This window comes from Leptospirillum ferrooxidans C2-3 (assembly GCF_000284315.1).
GTDB classification, from domain to species: Bacteria; Nitrospirota; Leptospirillia; order Leptospirillales; family Leptospirillaceae; genus Leptospirillum; species Leptospirillum ferrooxidans.
The window spans coordinates 1,547,766-1,566,420 of sequence record NC_017094.1 but is presented as its reverse complement, the minus strand read 5'-3'; the positions used below and the strand labels follow the sequence as shown (position 1 = coordinate 1,566,420).

The 18,655-nt window shown below is 47.9% G+C and carries 16 protein-coding genes; 11 read left to right on the top strand and 5 right to left on the bottom strand.

All coding sequences use genetic code 11. The annotated features are described in order from the left end of the window. Nucleotides 1-11 precede the first annotated feature (11 nt). The 3 genes from recG to LFE_RS07980 are packed head-to-tail and all read left to right on the top strand — an operon-like array spanning nucleotide 12 to nucleotide 3,477. Nucleotides 12-2,144, top strand: a complete 2,133-nt coding sequence (recG, locus tag LFE_RS07990) for an ATP-dependent DNA helicase RecG (protein ID WP_014449719.1) — start codon at nucleotides 12-14, stop codon at nucleotides 2,142-2,144. After that, a complete protein-coding gene (locus LFE_RS07985) occupies nucleotides 2,126-2,530 on the top strand; it encodes a hypothetical protein (protein ID WP_014449718.1) in 405 nt (134 codons plus the stop codon). The genes recG and LFE_RS07985 overlap by 19 nt, the downstream gene beginning before the upstream one ends. Continuing rightward, complete coding sequence (locus LFE_RS07980) at nucleotides 2,527-3,477, top strand: Ppx/GppA phosphatase family protein (RefSeq protein WP_014449717.1); 951 nt, start codon at nucleotides 2,527-2,529, stop codon at nucleotides 3,475-3,477. The genes LFE_RS07985 and LFE_RS07980 overlap by 4 nt, the downstream gene beginning before the upstream one ends. A gap of 17 nt (nucleotides 3,478-3,494) precedes the next feature. Here LFE_RS07980 and LFE_RS07975 read toward each other — a convergent pair whose 3' ends face one another. Continuing rightward, a complete protein-coding gene (locus LFE_RS07975) occupies nucleotides 3,495-5,198 on the bottom strand; it encodes a tetratricopeptide repeat protein (protein ID WP_014449716.1) in 1,704 nt (567 codons plus the stop codon). Between the two features lie 273 nt (nucleotides 5,199-5,471). On the opposite strand from LFE_RS07975, the gene LFE_RS07970 reads away from it, so the two are divergent. After that, nucleotides 5,472-6,818 carry a tRNA nucleotidyltransferase/poly(A) polymerase family protein gene (locus LFE_RS07970; RefSeq protein WP_014449715.1) on the top strand — a complete coding sequence of 449 codons (1,347 nt, stop codon included), beginning with the start codon at nucleotides 5,472-5,474 and terminating at the stop codon, nucleotides 6,816-6,818. Nucleotides 6,819-6,830: 12 nt separating this feature from the next. Here LFE_RS07970 and LFE_RS07965 read toward each other — a convergent pair whose 3' ends face one another. Further along, nucleotides 6,831-7,313, bottom strand: a complete 483-nt coding sequence (locus LFE_RS07965; RefSeq protein WP_014449714.1) for a TlpA family protein disulfide reductase — start codon at nucleotides 7,311-7,313, stop codon at nucleotides 6,831-6,833. A gap of 318 nt (nucleotides 7,314-7,631) precedes the next feature. Between LFE_RS07965 and LFE_RS07955 the strand changes: the two genes are divergently transcribed. Genes LFE_RS07955 through LFE_RS07935 form a run of 5 tightly spaced genes read left to right on the top strand, consistent with a single transcriptional unit; the run spans nucleotide 7,632 to nucleotide 13,998 of the window. Further along, a complete protein-coding gene (locus LFE_RS07955) occupies nucleotides 7,632-10,709 on the top strand; it encodes an efflux RND transporter permease subunit (protein WP_014449713.1) in 3,078 nt (1,025 codons plus the stop codon). Between the two features lie 35 nt (nucleotides 10,710-10,744). Beyond that, complete coding sequence (locus LFE_RS07950) at nucleotides 10,745-11,371, top strand: hypothetical protein (RefSeq protein WP_014449712.1); 627 nt, start codon at nucleotides 10,745-10,747, stop codon at nucleotides 11,369-11,371. Nucleotides 11,372-11,397: 26 nt separating this feature from the next. Beyond that, nucleotides 11,398-11,916 (top strand): Fur family transcriptional regulator, encoded by a 519-nt coding sequence (locus LFE_RS07945; RefSeq protein ID WP_014449711.1) that lies wholly within the window; start codon nucleotides 11,398-11,400, stop codon nucleotides 11,914-11,916. 28 nt (nucleotides 11,917-11,944) lie between these two features. Next, the gene (locus LFE_RS07940) at nucleotides 11,945-12,427 is read left to right on the top strand and encodes a hypothetical protein (protein ID WP_148272595.1); all 483 of its coding nucleotides are present in this window, start codon (nucleotides 11,945-11,947) and stop codon (nucleotides 12,425-12,427) included. 38 nt (nucleotides 12,428-12,465) lie between these two features. After that, complete coding sequence (locus LFE_RS07935; RefSeq protein WP_014449709.1) at nucleotides 12,466-13,998, top strand: caspase family protein; 1,533 nt, start codon at nucleotides 12,466-12,468, stop codon at nucleotides 13,996-13,998. Nucleotides 13,999-14,196: 198 nt separating this feature from the next. Here the strand turns inward: LFE_RS07935 and LFE_RS07930 are convergent, their stop codons facing one another. The 3 genes from LFE_RS07930 to LFE_RS07920 form a co-directional block, all read right to left on the bottom strand. Then, entirely contained in the window at nucleotides 14,197-15,801 is a 1,605-nt protein-coding gene (locus LFE_RS07930; protein ID WP_014449708.1) for a Kelch repeat-containing protein, read from the bottom strand. Between the two features lie 164 nt (nucleotides 15,802-15,965). Beyond that, a complete protein-coding gene (locus tag LFE_RS07925) occupies nucleotides 15,966-16,751 on the bottom strand; it encodes an SAM hydrolase/SAM-dependent halogenase family protein (RefSeq protein ID WP_014449707.1) in 786 nt (261 codons plus the stop codon). Then, nucleotides 16,748-17,464, bottom strand: coding sequence for a methyltransferase family protein (locus tag LFE_RS07920; RefSeq protein WP_014449706.1), 717 nt, complete (start codon nucleotides 17,462-17,464; stop codon nucleotides 16,748-16,750). The genes LFE_RS07925 and LFE_RS07920 overlap by 4 nt, the downstream gene beginning before the upstream one ends. Before the next feature lie 164 nt (nucleotides 17,465-17,628). Here LFE_RS07920 and LFE_RS07915 point away from each other — a divergent pair, with 164 nt between their 5' ends. Next, entirely contained in the window at nucleotides 17,629-18,414 is a 786-nt protein-coding gene (locus tag LFE_RS07915; protein WP_014449705.1) for a transposase, read from the top strand. After that, nucleotides 18,374-18,649 (top strand): transposase, encoded by a 276-nt coding sequence (locus LFE_RS14390; protein WP_232502512.1) that lies wholly within the window; start codon nucleotides 18,374-18,376, stop codon nucleotides 18,647-18,649. The genes LFE_RS07915 and LFE_RS14390 overlap by 41 nt, the downstream gene beginning before the upstream one ends. The last annotated feature ends 6 nt before the right edge of the window (nucleotides 18,650-18,655 follow it).

Genomic DNA, 18,655 nt, shown 5'->3' with positions numbered 1-18,655 from the left:
GCTGACAGGACGTGCTGACCCCTGCCACCTCTATCTCATCCCTTCCTGATGTTGGACCCAGGCGAGGAGAGCGGCTCTCCAAACTTGGCATCCGGACGGTTCTCGATCTTTTGTACACGCTTCCTTTCCGCTATGAAGACAGAAGAGGTGTCCCCTCGATTGAAAACCTGAGGGAAGGGGAACCGCAGGGATTCCTTGCAACGGTCAGCTCCATCCGCAAAAAAGAGATTCGCAAGCTCAGGGTTCCTGTCATAGAGGCAATCCTTTCAGATGGTTCCGGGTCGATCAAGGCAGTGTGGTTTGGTCAGGAGTACATCCTGAAAGCGCTACCGGAATCTGCGCATGCTTTTTTTTTCGGACGAATCGAATATTCGGAGTTCGATCGTTCCATTGTTGTCAAAAGCCCTGTCTTTGAAAAAGTCGATCCGGGACAAAAAGGCCGTAAAAGCTTTCATGTCAACCGGATTGTACCTGTTTACAGAGAGTCTCTTGGTTTGACATCGTCTTTCTTTCGAAAGCTGATGGGGGAAACGCTCCTCTCACTGTGGGGGAGTGATTTCGATCCTCTTCCCGAAAGTATCCGGAAAAAATATGTATTTGATTCCTGGCTCAAAATGATTGTCGGACTTCATTTTCCTGCTGATATTCCTTCGGGTGGTTCTCTTGAATCCTTGCTTGACCCCTCTTATCCTCCCCGAAAGCGTCTGATCTATGAAGAGTTTTTTCTCCTCGAGTTTTTGATGTTTCAGAAAAAAGCCGATATCCGGGCACAGGGAAGATCCAACCAATACCGGATCGCACCGGAGGATTTCACCCATTTTTCCTCATCTCTGCCCTTTTCTTTGACCAACGCGCAAAAGAAGGTGATGGGAGAGATTTCGGCGGATCTTGAAAAGGATTACCCGATGAATCGCCTCCTTTTGGGTGATGTGGGATCCGGAAAAACCGTTATTGCGGCTTGGGCACTTTATCTTGCCATCAAATCCGGATTCCAGTGCGCGTTAATGGCTCCAACCGAAATTTTGGCGAAACAGCATGAAAAAACATTGTCCCACCTCTTTTCACCCCTCGGATTGACTCCATCCCTTTTGACTAATAGTGTCAAGGGATCTGAACGGAAAGCCATTGTTTCAGGGGTTCATTCCGGGCAGATCTCCCTTTTGGTGGGAACACAGGCGTTGATTCAGGAAAGTCTGAACTTTTCTTGCCTGGGACTTGTTGTGATCGATGAGCAACATCGTTTTGGTGTTGATCAGAGACGGACCCTGATGGGGAAGGGATCACAGCCGGATACCCTTCTGATGACCGCGACCCCGATTCCCCGATCTCTGGCACTGTCGTATTATGGTGACATGGATCTTTCCATTCTTGATGAAAAACCACCGGGGAGGCTTCCTGTCCAGACAAGAATTTCCCGGTCGGACAACGATTTTTGGGACAGGATCGTCCGTCCGTTTTTGGAGAGGGGGGAGCAGGTATTTGTTGTTTGCCCCCTGATAGAAGAATCAGATGTGATCGAAGCAAAGGATGCGAGTAGCCACTGGGAGTTTTTGTCGACTTATTTTTCACCTGTTGAAGTGGGACTCCTTACGGGGAGGATGCCTTACGAGAGTCGTGAGGAAATGATGTCCCGCTTTCGGTCGGGGGAGATTTTGATGCTTGTTTCCACAACAGTGATTGAGGTAGGTGTTGACATCCCGAATGCCACAGTCATGGTTGTCGAGAGCGCTGAACGCTTTGGACTTGCTCAGCTTCATCAGCTTCGCGGGAGAGTTGGCCGGGGATCATTGCCCGGTTTTTTCTTTCTTCTTCCGGGTGAGGGGGCCAGTGATGAGGCGATTGCCAGGCTTCATGTCCTGGAAGAGTCGGATGACGGATTTCTTGTGGCGGAGGAGGACCTTCGCTCAAGAGGGCCAGGGGAGTTTCTTGGAACTCGCCAGTCCGGAGCGCCGGCCTTTATCTGTGCAGATCTTTTGAGAGATTTTGATACGCTACAATCTGTCCGTATGGATGTCCGAAACTTCCTCCAGGAAGGTGACAGCCAGAGAGCCGATCATCAAAAATGGGTCTGGGCATGGACAACTGTGACCGACTTTATTCGGTCACGATACACAGGAGTTGAAGAATGGATCAGAGTTCGCTGAAAAAAGGATCCCAGATCTCTTCCATGAAAGAGGATTTTTTGAGGGGACTGGGTTTTTCCAGAAGATGGAGCCAGGTCAGTTTGTTCCAGATCTTCCACTTTCCGGAAATTCTGCGAGCCGGAATAGCCATTCGGCAAAATGAGAAAAAACTTGAGGCGGCAACCCATGAACTTGGTGAATTTGTCTATCAGAGAAAAGCTCAGGAATCTCTAGATGAAGGGGAAGTGATTGAATGGGATCTGCTCCGGGGTAGGGTGCTGCTCTTCATGGAAGAGCGGAACCGCTTGCTTCGGAGAGGGGGAAAGAGCGATTTTCCATTCACCGGCTCCGTCGGGGAGAGTAAGGATTCGAATCTGTCGCAATCATCCGGGGGGGAGAAGGAGTGAGTTTATCGAATCATCGCATATGTCTGGTGGATGTCGGGACCAATTCCGTGAGAATGATGGTTGCGGATGTTTCCAACCAGCGAATCTCCAAGGTGATACTGACGGATGGAAAAATTACCCGTCTGGGGGAGGGGCTCCATGATACAGGGATCGTTGGTGAAGCTGCGCTTTCCCGTACAGTTGAATTGATTGCCCAATTCTTATCGACTGCGGCTCCGTTCAGACCGGATCTTGTCCGTCTGATCGGGACATCAGCGGTTCGTCAGGCAAGCAATCAGGCTGATGTCCTAAAACGGGTGTTTGAAGCAACGGGGGTTCCGCTTGAAGTGATCGGTGGGGAAACTGAGGCAATTTGGACCTACCACGGTGCATTGGGAAATCTTTTTGATCTGACACCTCCGTATCTGGTAATCGATATTGGTGGAGGATCGACAGAACTCATCTATGGAGAGACCCTTACGGAAAGTTTGAGGGCCTATTCTGTCGAAGTGGGTGTGGTCACTCTCACAGAGAGAATGATTCACTCTGATCCTCCCAAAAAGGAGGAATTGGAGAATGCGAGAAGGGAAGTCAAAAGGTCTTTTGAAGGAGTCATTTCAAAGCTGTTGCCATTTCTGACGTCAAGTGTGACTTGTGTCGGAACCGCTGGAACCGTCACAACCCTGATGGCTTTTTCGATGGGGATGAGTTTATATGACCCGAAAAAGATCCATGGCCATGGCCTTCAGAGATCCCGAATCACCGAACTTGTGAGCAGACTCTCATCCCTGACCCTTTCCGAACGACTCAAGCTTCCGGGAATCGAAAAGGGGCGGGAAGATCTGATCCTTTCCGGAGGGATTATCCTCGATGTCCTGATGGAGCAGCTCAATCTTGCAGGTTTGATTGTTTCTGATTCAGGATTGCGAGAAGGGGCCCTTTTGAAGACAGCGAGTCTGTTAAAATGAACGTGTGTGTCATATCCTCAGCGGGATAGAGCTTTTTCTTCGAGCAGTCGCTGATAGTCGGGAAAGAGGGCAATATTTTCCTGTGATCGCTGCATACCTTCCTGCAAGCACTCAATGGCTTTTTGCCAGTCATTTTGTCCAAGGTGAAACTCGGTCATGACTCTGAAAAATCCCGCTTTTGGTCCATGGTGGGAGATGAACTTTTCTCTTAGAGCATGAATTTCTTCAACAGATGTCCCTTTTTTCAGATAAAGCCTCCCCAAGGTATAGAAAAGGGTCACTGGCTCTCTGGAGTTCTGGTAAACTTTTGTGGCCGCGTCAATCGCCTTTGGAATGTTCCCTGTCATTTCATAACACAGTGAAATCATCCAGAAAAGAACTTCACTCAGGGGATCAATTGTGACCACTTTTTCAAGCATGGGAATGGCATCGTTTGTTTTTCCCCGGAAGTAGGTCGCAATGGCTTTAATGGCGATCGTTTCTGTATCTTCTTTTAAAGGTTTTATTCTTTTGAGGAATGTGTCAAGGAATGATGCTGTTCGGTATCGGGAGGGAATCCTCTTGGGGAAGAAAAGGTCCATCCAGGCCATAACTTCCATGAAGACGAAAGGTTCCCCGCCTTTTTTTTCAATGAGCCGGAGTATTTCCTCTCCCGTTTCGGGAGTCGGGTGAATCTCGAACCCTCGGAGGTAGGCTTCAGTCGCCTGTCCCCATTTCTTTTTTTGCACATAAAGATCACCGAGATTTCGAAAAGATGGGGCATGCTGATGTTGGTGAATGATGGTGCTTGCCCGGTCAAGATCTCCCATATCCAAAACGATTTGTCCCATGAGCAGGCTATGCTCGGGATTGTCGGGCTCAAGTTCGATGGCTCTTCCGATGGATTCGAGTGCTGCCAGTGGTTTTCCGTTCAGTTTATGTGCCATGGCCATTGTGTGACGAAGGGAGGGGGAGTCGCCCTCAAGATCAAGCACTCGTCGAAAGGAATCGATTGCCTGGGCATATTCATTGTTGTTCATGAGGACTCGACCCATTTCTCTGAGAAGAACAGGAGATTTGGTAAAGATTTTTTCGAGTCCCTTGATTTCCTTTAGGGCTTTTCTTTTTTGATCGGCAATTTCCAATGCGTGGACATACAGAATTCGGCTGTCAATGTCAGAAGGGTTCCGATCGGCAATTGTCCGATATCGGGTGACAAGCTCTGGGTAATCCTCGACAAGAGCAAGTCTTGTAATGAGTGCTCCCCATGCCATGATCGCCTCTACTGGAGGTGTTTTTGTCCGGACCAGGGCATTCAGACGGTCGAGAGCCAGCCACCATTTTCCTAAAAGTGCAGAAACAATGCCTGCTTCGAGAAGGATGAATTGGTTTTCGGGAAATCGTTCTAGCCCTTTTTCAAGTAACCAAAGGGCCTTTTGCAGATCTCCCGCATTCATTTTGAGGGAGGCAAGATAGAGAAAGGACTCTGGACAATTGGAGTTTGCCGGTTCAAAGGAACTCCAATAAAGATCTTCAGCCTCCCGGGTTCGGCCGGAGAGTTCGAGTATCTTTCCTTTTTCGGCCTTGATTCTGGATGATTCCGGATTTTTTTGAAGAGCTTCGTCGATCAGGAGGAGCGCTCCCTCAAGATCTCCCCTGTTGACCATTTCTCCGACATGATGAATGAGCAGGATGGTTTGTCTGGGTTCTTCCTGGGCTTTTTCAGATATTTCCGGAATCATGCGCTTGCCTCTCTCCTCGTTTAAGCTCCTGACGAAGGCTCCTTTTGGAGATTTTACAGTGTGTTCGGGAATTCTATCAAATCTGTCCGGATTGCTCCATCTGTTTTGATCACTCCCTGTTTTTAGGACAACTCATTTAGCTTTTTGAATAACGTTTGTCCTGTCGGGAAAAGGTTGCTATTTTTAGGGTCCCATGGTGGATTCCGCCGATTGCCTTGGTCGATGGAACATTGTCCAGCTTTTGCTTGTACAGTTTTTCTAAAGGAGAAACGCTTGCATCAACGCGAGGAACGGGGAGGGGAATTTATGGTGTCCAATCTTCTCGGTGTTTCCCGACTGATCTTCAAGTGGATTCCCCCCCCTCCAGATGGAAAAGCTTTTCTGGTAGGGGGCCTTGTTCGGGATTTTTTACTTTCCGGGTATGGTCCTCCTGATCTCCGGGATGTGGATATCTGTCTTTCGGGAGATGTCTTGAAATGGAGTGAACGAATTTCTAAAAACCTCTCCTGCGAGGTCATTTTTGAGCCAAGGTTCAATACGGCAAGGTTCTGGGTAAAACACGGAAGAGATATTCATGTCGATATTGCGATGGCAAGAACGGAAGTTTATGAAAGCCCTGGAGCTCTTCCCATTGTGACTCCAGCAACCCTCCTCGAAGATTTGGGGCGAAGGGATTTTTCCATTAATGCGATGGCATGGCCACTCGAAGAGGTTGGAGATTGCCAGGATCGGCTGATAGACCCGTTTGGTGGCCGAGAAGATATTCATTCTGGAGTATTGAGAGTTTTACACAGAAACTCTTTCCGGGATGATCCTACCCGAATGTTTCGGGGTTTCCGTCTGCTTTCCCGTTTTTCCTTTAAGTGGGAAGAAGGGACTCAATCGCTGCTCTCTGAAGGTGTTTCCCAAAAGAGCGTCCTCACGATTTCAGGAACACGTATCCGAAAAGAGTTTGTCAGAATTTTTCTTGAAAAAGAACCTGTTGATGTCTTGAAGCGGATTTATCTATCGGGATTGATGTGGTCCCTTTTTCCAAAAGCCATTTGGAGCCAAACTCTGGAGGGTTCTCTTCTGGAGGTTGTTTGGCTTGTTAAAATGATCTTTGGGGGGAGCGTGTCTTCTCTTCTTCCCTTGAAGTGGTCCTTGCTCAGGGAGTGGTGTCATGGAGAAACCTTTTTTTATCTGCCCATTCTGAAGGAGCTTCCTTCGGAGGATCTGGAGTCTGGAATCCGGTTTTTCGGTTTGGAGGGAAAGGTAGGGAGCATCCTGAAGGATGTCATATCGGAGCCTTCCGTGTCTTCCGGAAAAGAGATGAACCCGGGCAAGTTTTTGAGGGTCATTTCCCAACATGTTGTTGAAACGGGCTCCCGGTACGGGTGGCTCATGCCCCAATCTCGAATGGACGATCGGAAGAATCTTTTGTCAAGGTTAAGTTCTTTTTCAGAAAACATTCTCAAGAGTTCGTTTATTTCCGGAGAGGATTTACTGCGGATGGGGATCCCTGGCGGGAAGCGGGTCGGTGAAATGCTCAAATCTGTTGATGAACGCGTGAGGGAAGGGAAAATTACCTCCCGGGAAGAAGCGCTCCAATGGGTCCGGAGTGAAATGCTCCGGACCTGAGCCTTGGGGGTGCTAGCGGATAGTGTGCTGAATGATTTTATTCAGGGATCCGTAACTTGCATCACCGGGAATAACCTTTGCGATTACACCTTTTTGATTGATGATTGCAACCCATGGTTCTCCATGAACGCGCCAGTCGTGGACAGTCTGCTGTTCCGAATCCTCATAGTCATCGATATGGATAAAAGCCATCCGGCTTCTGTAGAGATCCATCAATCCACCAATTAGTCGGGCTTCATGGACGCATGGCGTGCAATGGACCGGGGCTCCAAAAAAAATCAGGAACGGACGATGGTGGAACAGAGCATGGCTGACGCTTTCCCGGTGAAGATGGTCCGGCACATTCATCGTGCAGAGATCCGTGTAGCGTTCACCGATCCTGAGCACGGGATTGTGGCTGATGGGGGCCATTGTTCCTTCCTTCGGGAAGGAAAGAAACCAGTTGCACCCTCCGATCAAGAGGAAGCAGACAAACAGGAAACCCATTTTTTTCATCAGGATTCATCCTTTTTCACTGTAACGTCAGGTCACCCGATCCGGTGGAAAGACAGCCGGGAATGGAACCCTTTTCCGGAAAATCAAATCTTTCTGATCTCCCCCTTCTCTGCTATAGTAGGCCACCAGAACAGTCAGATCAAATTCTCCCAAGATTGGGGAAGGTGAACTTGCTTGCCTTCTCAGGAAGTGTTTATGGGAACAGGGACTCTCCATGAGCCGTCTGAAGAGTCTAAAGACAACCATGATTTTGATCATTCCTTTCGTGTTTCCCAATCTCGGGATTGGTCGTGAATCCGAAACGGTATCCGGGGGCCAATGTTTCTTTCAACATTCGCAATCAAAAGACCAGTTACAACCCTGATTATCTTTATTGCGCTGATCTCATCGGGCCTATACTCCTATTTTTCCCTTGGGCGAAATCTTTTTCCCAGGGTGTCTTTCCCAATCCTTTCCGTGACATATCTTCTGCCTGGTGTTTCTTCAAAGGTCCTTGAAAAGACAGTGGTTCCTCCGGTTGAAGAAGCCCTTTCAAGTCTTCCGGGTCTCAAGCATCTCCATGTGGTCAGCCTTTCCGGGGTGGTTTCCCTGACTGCAATTTTTTCGGAACATTCCGATCCCCGTCTGATTTACCCAAGACTTCAGGAAAAGGTTGAAAGTGTTTCACCAAGCCTCCCTTCTGGAACGGCTCCACCAATCATATCGGTCGTCAATCCGACCTCCTTGCCACTTTTATGGGTGATCCTCCCGATTCCGGACTCAATGGATTCTCGTGTCATAACGGATTGGGCGATGATGAATCTGGTCACCCCCATCAGAAAGCTTTCGGGGGTTGCAGATGTGAAGCCGATCTTTCCTGCAAGGGAGGTCCTTCATATCAGTTTGCACAGGAAGGAGCTCACAAAGTATCTGGTTCCGGTGACATCGGTCCTTGAATCCCTGAAAAAGGTCGGACTGTCCATTCCGGCAGGAACAATGACTTCCGGCAAGGAAGAAATAATGGTTGAAACACTCGATTCCGAGTCGACTGTGGCATCTCTTTCTTCCCTTCCTGTTCCGGATGGGAAAGGCAGGACGATTCCACTCTCAAGGATTGCGACCATTTCCATCGGTCCGGTCAGGGAAACCGAAATTTTCAGGATCGATGGAACGCGAGCCATCGGGTTGAGGATATTCAAGAAAAAGGGTGCTGATGGATTGTCCCTTTCCGGCAAGATCCGAAAGATCATACTGGAGAGGAAAGCCGTTGCTGCCGTTTCTGGTGTAAATGGACAATCGATCGTTCTTGATCCCGTTATTCGCATGGACCGCTCGGAGATGATTCGGAAAAACAATCGGGAGCTTCTTGAGACGCTTCTCTTCGGTGGTGCTTTAACCGTATTGGTAATTTGGATCTTTTTAGGGAGCTTCAAGACAACAATGATTGCCTCCATTTCGATCCCATCATCGGTGATTGCGACATTTCTGATGATGAAAATGGCTCACTTCTCTCTTAATAATATGACAATGCTGGGACTCTCCCTGGTTGTCGGAATCCTGGTGGATGATGCGATTGTTGTCCTTGAGAATATTCACCGCCATGGGCAGATGGGGAAACCCTTTGATCAGGCTGTTTCAGATGGTGTCGGGGAAATCGGGATGGCGGTCATGGCGACCACTTTTTCCATCATTTCTGTCTTTGCCCCTGTTGCCTTCATGCATGGCATTATCGGAAAGTTCTTTTTCGAGTTTGGTCTGACCGTTTCCTTTGCGGTGCTTGTTTCCATGCTGGTTTCTTTAACCTTGATTCCTGTGATGATGAATTTTTCTTCCGGATCAGGGATGAAATCTGTTTCATCAAGAGTCCTTGATGGGAAAATGGATGCACTGATTTCAAAATATCGCGCCCTTTTGATAAAAGCTCTTGATCATCCCGGTTCTGTTGCCGGGGTGGGTTTCTTGTCGATTGCGCTTGCTGCGGGGATTCTCTATTTGTTGGGCGCTGATCTTGTCCCACGGACAGATGATGGAGCTTTTGTCGTGAGGATGACGGCGGGAGAGGCTTCTTCGATCGACTTTTCCAAAACAATTTTTAAGGATGTTGCTTCAAAAATCCGACAACAAAAAGGGATCGACTCTGTTTTTTACCAGATTGGAAATTCTTACGGTGGTTCGTCCAACAGAGGATATTTCTATGTATTGATGAAGCCATTGTCCATGAGGAAAACTTCGGAAGAAGACGCTATCGTTCATTTGAGGAAGCTTCTTCTGACCTACCCGGCCATTGATTTTTCGATAGATCATCTTTCACCTCTTGGTGGTAATGGAACGGATGTCCCAATTCAGATCATTCTTCAGGGACCGGACAGAAAGAGGCTGGCATCATTGGTTGAGAGCCTCCGTATGGACCTTGAAAAAACAAAGGGGTTTGTCGATATCACGACGCGGGAAGGTGAGCGACAGAAGCTTTTGGCTGTTGTCCCCAAGAAAAATCTTCCAGCCGGGAGTAGTGCAAGTGAATTGGGCGGAACTCTTCATCTTTATTTGGCAGGCATGGATACCGGATGGGCCAGAGTCGATGGCCGGACCATTCCCGTCCATCTATCCATGATTTCCAAGGATCTGAGTTCTCCTTCGGATCTGGAGTCCTTGCCGATGATGACCTCCACCGGAAAAGTCATCCTTTTGGGGGATATGGCAAGGGTGGAATCAGCTGTTCAGTTTAAAAGACGAGTTCGTGATGACCGGATGCCATCGGTGACCCTTGAATCCAATCTTTCGGGAAACATCCCTCTCAAGACGGCATTGGATGACATCACCCAATGGAAAAAAGATCATCTCCCCGGAAATTACCGTCTTCGTTTCGGGGGATCGGGAGATGTCATGAACAATGCGATCGGCTCTTTCATGATGGCTATTGGATTGGCCATTATCGCTGTCTTTATGGTGCTTGCCTCCCAGTTTGAAAGTTTTGTCCAGCCATTCATTATTACACTCTCGATTCCTGTCTCCTTGTCCGGAGCAGCGTTGGCTCTTTATCTGACAGGCAATTCCCTCAACATCATGAGTGCGATGGGGCTGATCATCCTCTTTGGACTTGTGGCAAAAAATGCAATACTGATGGTGGACTATACAAATACTTTGAGAAAAAGAGGCTATTCGCGAAGGGATGCGCTTTTGGCAGCCTGTCCTGTAAGGTTAAGGCCTATATTGATGACGACTGTTGCCATGGTCGCTGGGATGTCTCCAATGGCACTTGGTATCGGTTCCGGTGGTCCGTTGCGTGCTCCAATGGCACTGGTTGTTATGGGTGGATTGATCTCTTCCATGTTGCTGACATTGTTTATCGTTCCTGTTGCTTATGACTTTTTTGCCCGTTGGAATGTTTTTTCTCAAAAAAATGAAGTGAAGGACTAAACAGATTATTGATTGCCTTGGTGGAGGGTGTTTGAATGCGATTTCGTCCGGGAAGTGTGAAATGGAGTTTTTTTTCTGTTGCTTTTTTTGCCGGGATACTCTTCCTGTCCGGATGTCAGACGGTGAAAAAAACGACAACCCTGTCCTCTCTTGGTTTAACTCCGGACGCAGCACCAAACGGTGTTATCGTCAGGGTTATCAATCGGTTTTTCAATCCTAAAGTGATTCCCTACGAATTTCCTTACACGATTGCACTCGATCCATCCCATCCTTTTGTTGTCCACTGTGAGCATAATCGCGTTGTCAAGGTTCCGGATCAGTACAAGTCTGTCGTGATCCGTTTTATTGGCAGAAGCAATGGATATATTCAGGCTGTTGAGTTCAAGTGGACGGACTGGGAGGGGCATGTGACCCGGAGGTATTTTTTTCATCAGGATATTGACAAGTTTCTGCATGTTCTGTCACCTGTTCCGGTTAATTCGGCAAAAGGTTTTGGAATGGGGAACTATTTGAACGGGTGTACGGATCCCCTTTTGATCGTGACAGTCGATACCTATCCAGGGGTTGTCAACGAGTTCAATTTTCTTGGTGACTTTATCGAGAAAGTCCTGTACCCGCAGAATCCGCTGAAAGCGTTTTCTTTTGTCAGATTGTCAAAATAGGTTCAACTTTTTGAGAAGGGGCTTTTATGGGGGTTGATGGAAGGGAAAAGCGTTTTTCATATGAGGATATGACAGCATTGCTGGCAGAAAAAGGTTGCCGTCTGACAGAGCAGCGAGATATTATTTTGAAAGCAATCCTCTCTTTTCCTCTTACCTTTTCGCCCATGGATCTTGAAAAGCTTTTGATGGTCTCTGATCCGGCATTGGGACGTGCGACGATCTTTCGTGCCATTGACCTTTTTTTAGAGATGGGGATCCTTGAAAAAATCCACAGGGAATCGGGAGATGATGTCTATCTTGTGGGATCTGTTGGCCACCATCATCATTTGATATGTCGTGTTTGTGGTGAGATTCGTGACATTGACTCTTGCCCCTTTGAAGAGGGAATTCACGAAATTATGCGGCAGGCAGGTTACTCGGAAGGGTATCACCGGATTGAAATAGAGGGAATCTGTGGGGTTTGTAAAAAGGTTTCTGAAGAAAATCCGGAAGAACATTCTGGCCGATCAAGGGCCCATGGCGGTAAAGTGAGGCAATTCCATTGAGCCCAGATATAGTCCAAAAATCAGGAGTATGACAAGGCCAATAATCATGAGCGCACTATTTTTAAGAGGTTTTCTAGGGGTCGACATGATCAGGATTCTATGGGGTTTTGGTATGGGAGTCAAGCGAAAAAAACTGTTAGGATTTCGAGCTGTTTCCCTATCTGGTGTTTTGTCCATGCTGATTTTTTTTTCCGTTCTGGGATGTTCAACGGAAAGCACAGCTCCCATTAAGGTTTCAAAGATTACTCCCACCATCCTTCGCTTTGACGGAGATCCCGTTCCGACACTGATTCCTACGACCAATCTTTATATCTTTTTAAATTCTGACCGCCCCCTGTATTTTTCTGATGGGCAATATTTTCAATCATTCAAGGGACACTGGTTTTCTTCAAATGGGTTGGAAGGTCCATGGATGACTTGTGAGGAGATGGATCTTCCGGATCTCTTAAGAAGCGTTCCTCCTGAATATTACTATGACAACTTTCCCTCTCAGTTAAAAAAGGACCGATAATCCTGTCGAAAGAAAAAATCCCCTCCCATGGAGGTGGTATGGATATTGATTGCATTTCTTTTTCTTACCGGATCTTCTTTTTGATGTTATCCGGTAGAGTGTCGGATTCCCTTTGTTGTCTCATAGGGAAAACGTTTCCTTTTGTTATCGCACTTCTTTTGTTTTCATCCTGTACAACCCCATCGGCGGCTTCCCATCACACCGAAATGCGCTCCCTGCTCTTCCATAAAAAGTATTCAGCCCTGTTTTTATTATCCAGAAAAAATGCACTGAACGGGGACCCTGAGTCCGAGTTTATTCAGGGATACCTCAGGGAGTACGGGCTGGGAACATCTGTCAATCAGAAGAAGGCTGTCTTCTGGTATGAAAAAGCGGCATCTCACGGAAACAGGGAAGCGATGAACAACCTTGGTGTTTTATACAGCCATGGGTTGGGAGTCCGAAAAAGCAATCGTCAGGCCATTGAATGGTTTTCTCGTTCTGCCCGGTTAAAAAATCCCGCAGCCTATAATAATCTGGCTCTCCTCCTTGAAGAAAAAGGGGGGAGTCATGATAAACGGGAAGCCGCCCGCTATTTTCTTCTGTCGGCAAAAGGAGGAGATGCTGACGCGATGAATAATTTGGGCCTTGTTTATATGAGAGGGGATGGTGTCCCTGTCGACCGGGAAAAAGCTCGTTTCTGGTTTCAAAAGGCAGCGGATCATGGTCTTTTGGAAGCAAAAAAGAATATTGACTTCTTGAGGCCCCGCAGATCTCCTCCCTATGATCCAAAGCCGTCGATCGTGACTCCCGATGGCATCAATAGGACCCCAATAGAGTCCTGGATACAGAATCTTGATCCAGCGCAACAGGTCAAGGCTCACAAGAGCTGGGTCGCTGTCATTATTGGTGTTGACCACTATCTTCTCAAGGGCGTTCCTTCCGCAGAGTTTGCGGATAACGATGCGCGATCTATGGCCGCTTTCCTAAAAAAGATGGGTTGGTCGACGATTTTGCTTGAAAACGGGGATGCAAGCTATTTTGCAGTCAAAAACAGGATTCTGGTCTGGAAAGGATATCCTCTCCATCGTTTCCTGGTCTATTTTTCCGGACATGGCACACTATCTTCTTCGGGGAGTCCTGGTTTGGCCCCTTCCGATATCCTTCCGACAGGGGAAGGGGCCATTCCATTAAAAACATTGAAAAACTGGATCAGCCAGTCTGCTGCACAAAAGAAGTATCTGATGGTTGATGCCTGCTTTTCCGGAGGAAAAAGATTCTTCTTTCCCAAAGGAACCAGACCGTTGATATCGGTTCGTCGCCAGTCCTCTGACCCGATTGATCTTCTGGAGTTTGATGCATCGCAAAGAAACCAGGAAAGCCATGTTGACCCTGTCGCGCACCATGGATTGTTTACGGAGATCTTTCTTGAAGCGGTCAGAAGGTATCTGCCTGATCCGAAGTGGAGCGATGTTTCCCGGGAGTTGCTCTCCCGATTGCCTTTTGAGGCCAGATCAAATGGATTTGATCAAACTCCCTCCATCCGGCCGTCTAACTCTCCGCTCCTTCCGGGATATATCGGCGCTCCGTAGAGGGGTTTCTCCGGTTCTTCGCAAGATCTGTCCTGATCAGATCGGTTCGGTAATCTTGAGTCGCCCCAAATGGTTTTCTTTTTTATTCCCATTTGGGTGGAATGGAAAGAGGCAAGACGGAGTCCGCGATTCTACCTCCCCCCATCTGATGAAAAGTCACAGGTTCCCGTTGGAATGGAATCTATGACTTTTCATGGGTTATTTTAAAAAAGTAACGGATCCAATAGAGTTTCCTCCAGCGTCTTCCCCTCCGACAAGCATGATCCTTCCATCAGGCAGAAGCGCTGCACCGAGCTCTTTCCTTTTTGTGATGTCAGGATGAACATTGCTGTTCCACTGATTTGTCATCGGATCGTAGATGTCGAGCTTGTCGAGAACGCCATTTCTGTTGAATCCGTCGGCCATGAGAACTTTCCCGTCCGGAAGGAGCAATGATGTTGCGTAGAGTCTGGGGGTTGGTGAAGGTCGAATGGATTTTCCCCACACTCGAGTCTTGGGATTGTAAAGATTTCCTGTTCCTGAGATTCCGTTTTCTCCTTCAAATCCTCCCATAAAAAGAACCAACCCGTTGTTCAGAAGAACTCCTGTGCCTCCCATTCTGCTTGTGGGTGCGGATGGAAGGGTTTTCCATTTTCCTGATCGGATGGAGTATTCCTCTGCCAATGAGAGGAATCCGGATTCAGACTGGCCACCAACCACGAGAACATTTCCATTGGGCAATGAAATGGCAACAGCCCCCATTCTCGAGACAGGATCCGGTAAGATTTTGTTCCATGTTCCTGTTTTTGGTGTGTAGATAAAGGCTTCCCTGAGAATGCCCGTACTGTTGAACCCGCCGGAGACAAAAATCCTGTTCCCAGGCATGGATGCCGCGGCTGTATAGGAAACAGACAACGGATAGTCCGGAATGGTTTTTTCCCATTTGTTTTTTAAGGGGCTAAAGACTTCGACTGTCGGGACGATTCCAGCAGCGGCCTCTCCTCCGATGGAGACAACTCGACCATCCGAAAGCGTTACGAGGGCGCCGGAGTCTCTTGGAACCATAAGCGGAGGACCAGAGATTCTTTGTGTCCCAAGGGGAGGGGCATAACGGGCAAAGTCCATGATGATTTTTTTTGCCATCATTCGAGATCTCTTTTGATCGGGCGCGTCTGTTGCCTTGAGCAATCCACGGGAAAGATAGGAGGTCGCAAGGATAGCCGGAGACCATTGTCTGCATAGGGGGATCTTTTTGCCCCACTTCAAGCCATCGGCTTCCCCATCAGAGAGGTCTTCGACAATTGCCCAGGCAAGCAGGCTTGATGGTGTTTCAGCGATGGAGATCTTTGATATGGCAAGGTCAATCAGAGACTCCGCCTTATTCTGTTTCTGCAGGGTTTTGAGGGTGATCAGAAGACCTGAGTGCTGTTCTTGTTCATGGAGATCCTTGAGCGTTGAAAGAACTCCGATTTGTCTTTTTTCTCCTGGTTTCTCGATCATTGCAGAAAGAAACGGCTGATGGTGTTTTGGTCGTTGAGAGCAGTCGGAAGGGACTCTTAATGGAAGAATGACCCTGGCAGGAAAAATGGACCGGGGGAGCTGTATTGAGAATTGTCCTTTCCCATCCAGTTTTCCCCGGATTTCTTCTGAGGCGATTTTTTTGTTTTTTGAGTTGGTTATGGGGCGAATAATCACTGGGCCGGATTGTTCAAGGAGCGTGCTTCCCAGAAGTGTGACCGTTTCTTCCGGAGTGGCAGTCTGATGCATGAGAATAATGGAGATTGGGATAAAAAAGAGAAATGGAATGCGAAAAAAACGGGTCATAGATGGCTCCGGCTCAGTCTGTTTATCCATGGAAAAAATTGGGACACAGTTTGGAACATCTTTATTGTTAGGGTGTTTTTGATCTGATTGAGAGTGATTATTGAATTCGATTCTATCTTTTGGTGCTGAATTTTGTCAAATAAGTGCCACTGATGAAAGAGTGGTTACAAGCTTTTGTATTCGCCCCCTTCCAGAAGGATCCTGATCCTATCTCCTTTTTGGAGGTTCCAGAGTTTTTGGGCGGAGCCCTCCCGTTGAAAGATTTCAAGCCAGCCTGAGCTATTGATAAGAATCCCCAAATTACCAACCGGTACATCCTGGTAAAAACGGACATATGGAATAATCATCGGAGCATCAGGTAGGAGAATCCTTTCGGGTGGGGAACTGACATGGCATCCGAGAAGAATGTTTCCGAAGTGGTCCACGTTCCAGATCCGGCACATTCCGCTTGGAGTTGGATCAAATGATCTTGTTAACGCATCAGGATATAAAGGTGTTCCGAGATGGGTCCCTTTTTTGGCTTTTGCCTGCTGGATCAGTGCCCGGGCAAAAAGATCCCTTCCCTGAAAGGTTGGAGATCTTTCTTTTTCAGGTTGTCCCTCCAGATAAGGGATCCTTCTAAACGAGAGATTGGGGAACCATTCATTCATCAATGCCGGTAGCCCATTGTCGGGCAGGAAAATCCAGCCGAAGGGGGAGTGTATCTGAAGGGGAATCCTGTCTGATCCAACTCCGGGATCCACAATAACCAGATGAAAACTATCCTCAGGAAACCAGGTAATGGTGTCTTTTAAAAAAGGGAGGGCATTACATGGTTTGAAAACATCGAGCTCATGAGTCAGGTCAATTATGGAGGCATCCGGGATGGCTGAGAGGAGAACTCCTTTTATGGCTCCTACATAGGGATCCTTTGTTCCAAAATCCGTCGACAATGTAATGATCGGCTTCAATGGTTCCTCACTGATAATCGCCTCTTGAAAAGAAAGTACATAAAAGTTGTCAGTATGATACCGGAGGCAAACCCTTCCCAGAAAGCCTGGGTGTTTCCTTTCAGGATGAATCCGGAGAATCCTCCAAGAAAGGAGATGTTGAGAAATTCGGAGCGGATTCCTGATGATAGGTTTGCTCCCTCATTTTCGTCAAAGGGATGCAGAAATGTCCTTAAAGGATGGCTGTTGGGAATGAACCCGGGAACGTTTTTTCGGTATTTCTCGAACTCCGGGAAGTGTTTCAGGAGAAATTGGTCCTCATGGTTCGCCAGAAAAAAGATAAAAGGAATGGCAAAAAAAAGGATGATCCCGGCAGAAACGGGAGAGTTCATCGGGGCCAGTGAAAGCAGTATGAGCATTGAGCCCAGATGAATGGGGTGTCTGATCGATCCATATATTCCCCTTGTTTCGAGTGCGCGGGCTCTGGGCATTCCCCCCCAGACGGTCTCAGATCCCAGAATGGAGGATCCGGAGATCCTAAGCCAGAGTCCTGCTATATAAAAGCCCATCAACAAGGTATACGAAAGCCGGATGGCAGATGTGGAGGCGAGTCCCAGCTTGTTGAGAAGGAGGAAGATCACTGGATAGGGGTGCAACATGTTGATTTTCCATAGTCCGGCAAAAACAAGAATCAGGATTGGCACTCTCGCCCGGTAAAGGGTTTGGGATATCATTGTTTTCCCTGATATTTTTTTCTGTTCTTTGATCTTTTCATCAGTATTTCGCGCAGGATACCCTCTCCGGGATAGTCGTTTCATCAGGAGACGGGAGGAATGCGCTTCTCCTTCATCATCTGTTAGGAATTGAGACAGGAAACAATGTTTCCTGTGATGGGTCTATGAAAAAAATATTGAAGGCCAAACTGACCCCGACCAAAGAACAGGCCAAGTCTCTTCTGGAGACGATCGAGACCTTCAAGGAGGCCTGCAACTGGATTTCCAGAAAGTCCTTCGAGGCCGGAACACCTTACCAGATGAAACTCCACCATCTGGTCTATTTTGAAGCGAAGGAGATGTTTCCCGCCCTCACCTCCCAGATGATCGTCCGGGCCATTGCCAAGGTCTCCGGCAGCTACAGGACGGAGAAGAAAACGCTCCATTCTTTCAAAAAGCATTCGGCCATGGAATACGACAAGCGTCTTCTGTCTTTCAAGTCCCTCTCCCACGCTTCCATGGCCACGGTCCACGGACGGATCACCGTTCCGCTGATCTTCGGCCATTACGCTCCGCTCGACCGGAACAAGATGCTCGGACAGGCGGATCTCACCACCTCCGGCGGGAAATTCTTCCTGAATCTCGTGATCGATGTTCCGGACGGAACACCCTATGATCCCGAAGAGTGTCTCGGAATCGATATGGGCATTGTGAATCTCTCCACCGACTCCGATGGAGAATCGTTCTCCGGAGAAAGGGTGGATCAGGTTCGGGAAAAGATCCACACCCTGAAAAAAGTGTCTGGCAAAGAAGCGCGATTGAAAAAAGACACGAATCACTGTCTTTCCAAACGAATCGTTTCCAAGGCAAAAGGCGCCGGACGTGGTATCGCCCTTGAGGATCTCAAGGGATTCAACGGCCGGACAATGGTTGGAAAGAGCCAAAAGGAACGATTCGGAAAATGGACTTGACCAGTTGAGACGCTTTATCGCCTACAAGGCTGTTCTGGAAGGCGTTTCCGTGGTTTTGGTCGATCCACGGAATACCTCCCGCATATGCTCTGTCTGTGGACATTGCGAACAAAACAACCGAAAGTCTCAAGACCAATTCTCCTGTTTGACCTGTAACCACACCGAACATGCGGACATCAATGCCGCACGGAACACTCGCTTCAAGGCCGCAATCAATCGGTCTATCGCAGTCTGAATCGAA

Excerpts from the sequence above, each read along its gene's own strand:
- LFE_RS07985 (WP_014449718.1), top strand. The coding sequence starts at position 2,126 with ATGGATCAGAGTTCGCTGAAAAAAGGATCCCAGATCTCTTCCATGAAA.
- LFE_RS07975 (WP_014449716.1), bottom strand. The coding sequence starts at position 5,198 with ATGATTCCGGAAATATCTGAAAAAGCCCAGGAAGAACCCAGACAAACC.
- LFE_RS07965 (WP_014449714.1), bottom strand. The coding sequence starts at position 7,313 with ATGAAAAAAATGGGTTTCCTGTTTGTCTGCTTCCTCTTGATCGGAGGG.
- LFE_RS07955 (WP_014449713.1), top strand. The coding sequence starts at position 7,632 with ATGTTTCTTTCAACATTCGCAATCAAAAGACCAGTTACAACCCTGATT.
- LFE_RS07950 (WP_014449712.1), top strand. The coding sequence starts at position 10,745 with ATGCGATTTCGTCCGGGAAGTGTGAAATGGAGTTTTTTTTCTGTTGCT.
- LFE_RS07945 (WP_014449711.1), top strand. The coding sequence starts at position 11,398 with ATGGGGGTTGATGGAAGGGAAAAGCGTTTTTCATATGAGGATATGACA.
- LFE_RS07940 (WP_148272595.1), top strand. The coding sequence starts at position 11,945 with ATGACAAGGCCAATAATCATGAGCGCACTATTTTTAAGAGGTTTTCTA.
- LFE_RS07935 (WP_014449709.1), top strand. The coding sequence starts at position 12,466 with ATGGATATTGATTGCATTTCTTTTTCTTACCGGATCTTCTTTTTGATG.
- LFE_RS07930 (WP_014449708.1), bottom strand. The coding sequence starts at position 15,801 with ATGACCCGTTTTTTTCGCATTCCATTTCTCTTTTTTATCCCAATCTCC.
- LFE_RS07920 (WP_014449706.1), bottom strand. The coding sequence starts at position 17,464 with ATGATATCCCAAACCCTTTACCGGGCGAGAGTGCCAATCCTGATTCTT.
- LFE_RS07915 (WP_014449705.1), top strand. The coding sequence starts at position 17,629 with ATGAAAAAAATATTGAAGGCCAAACTGACCCCGACCAAAGAACAGGCC.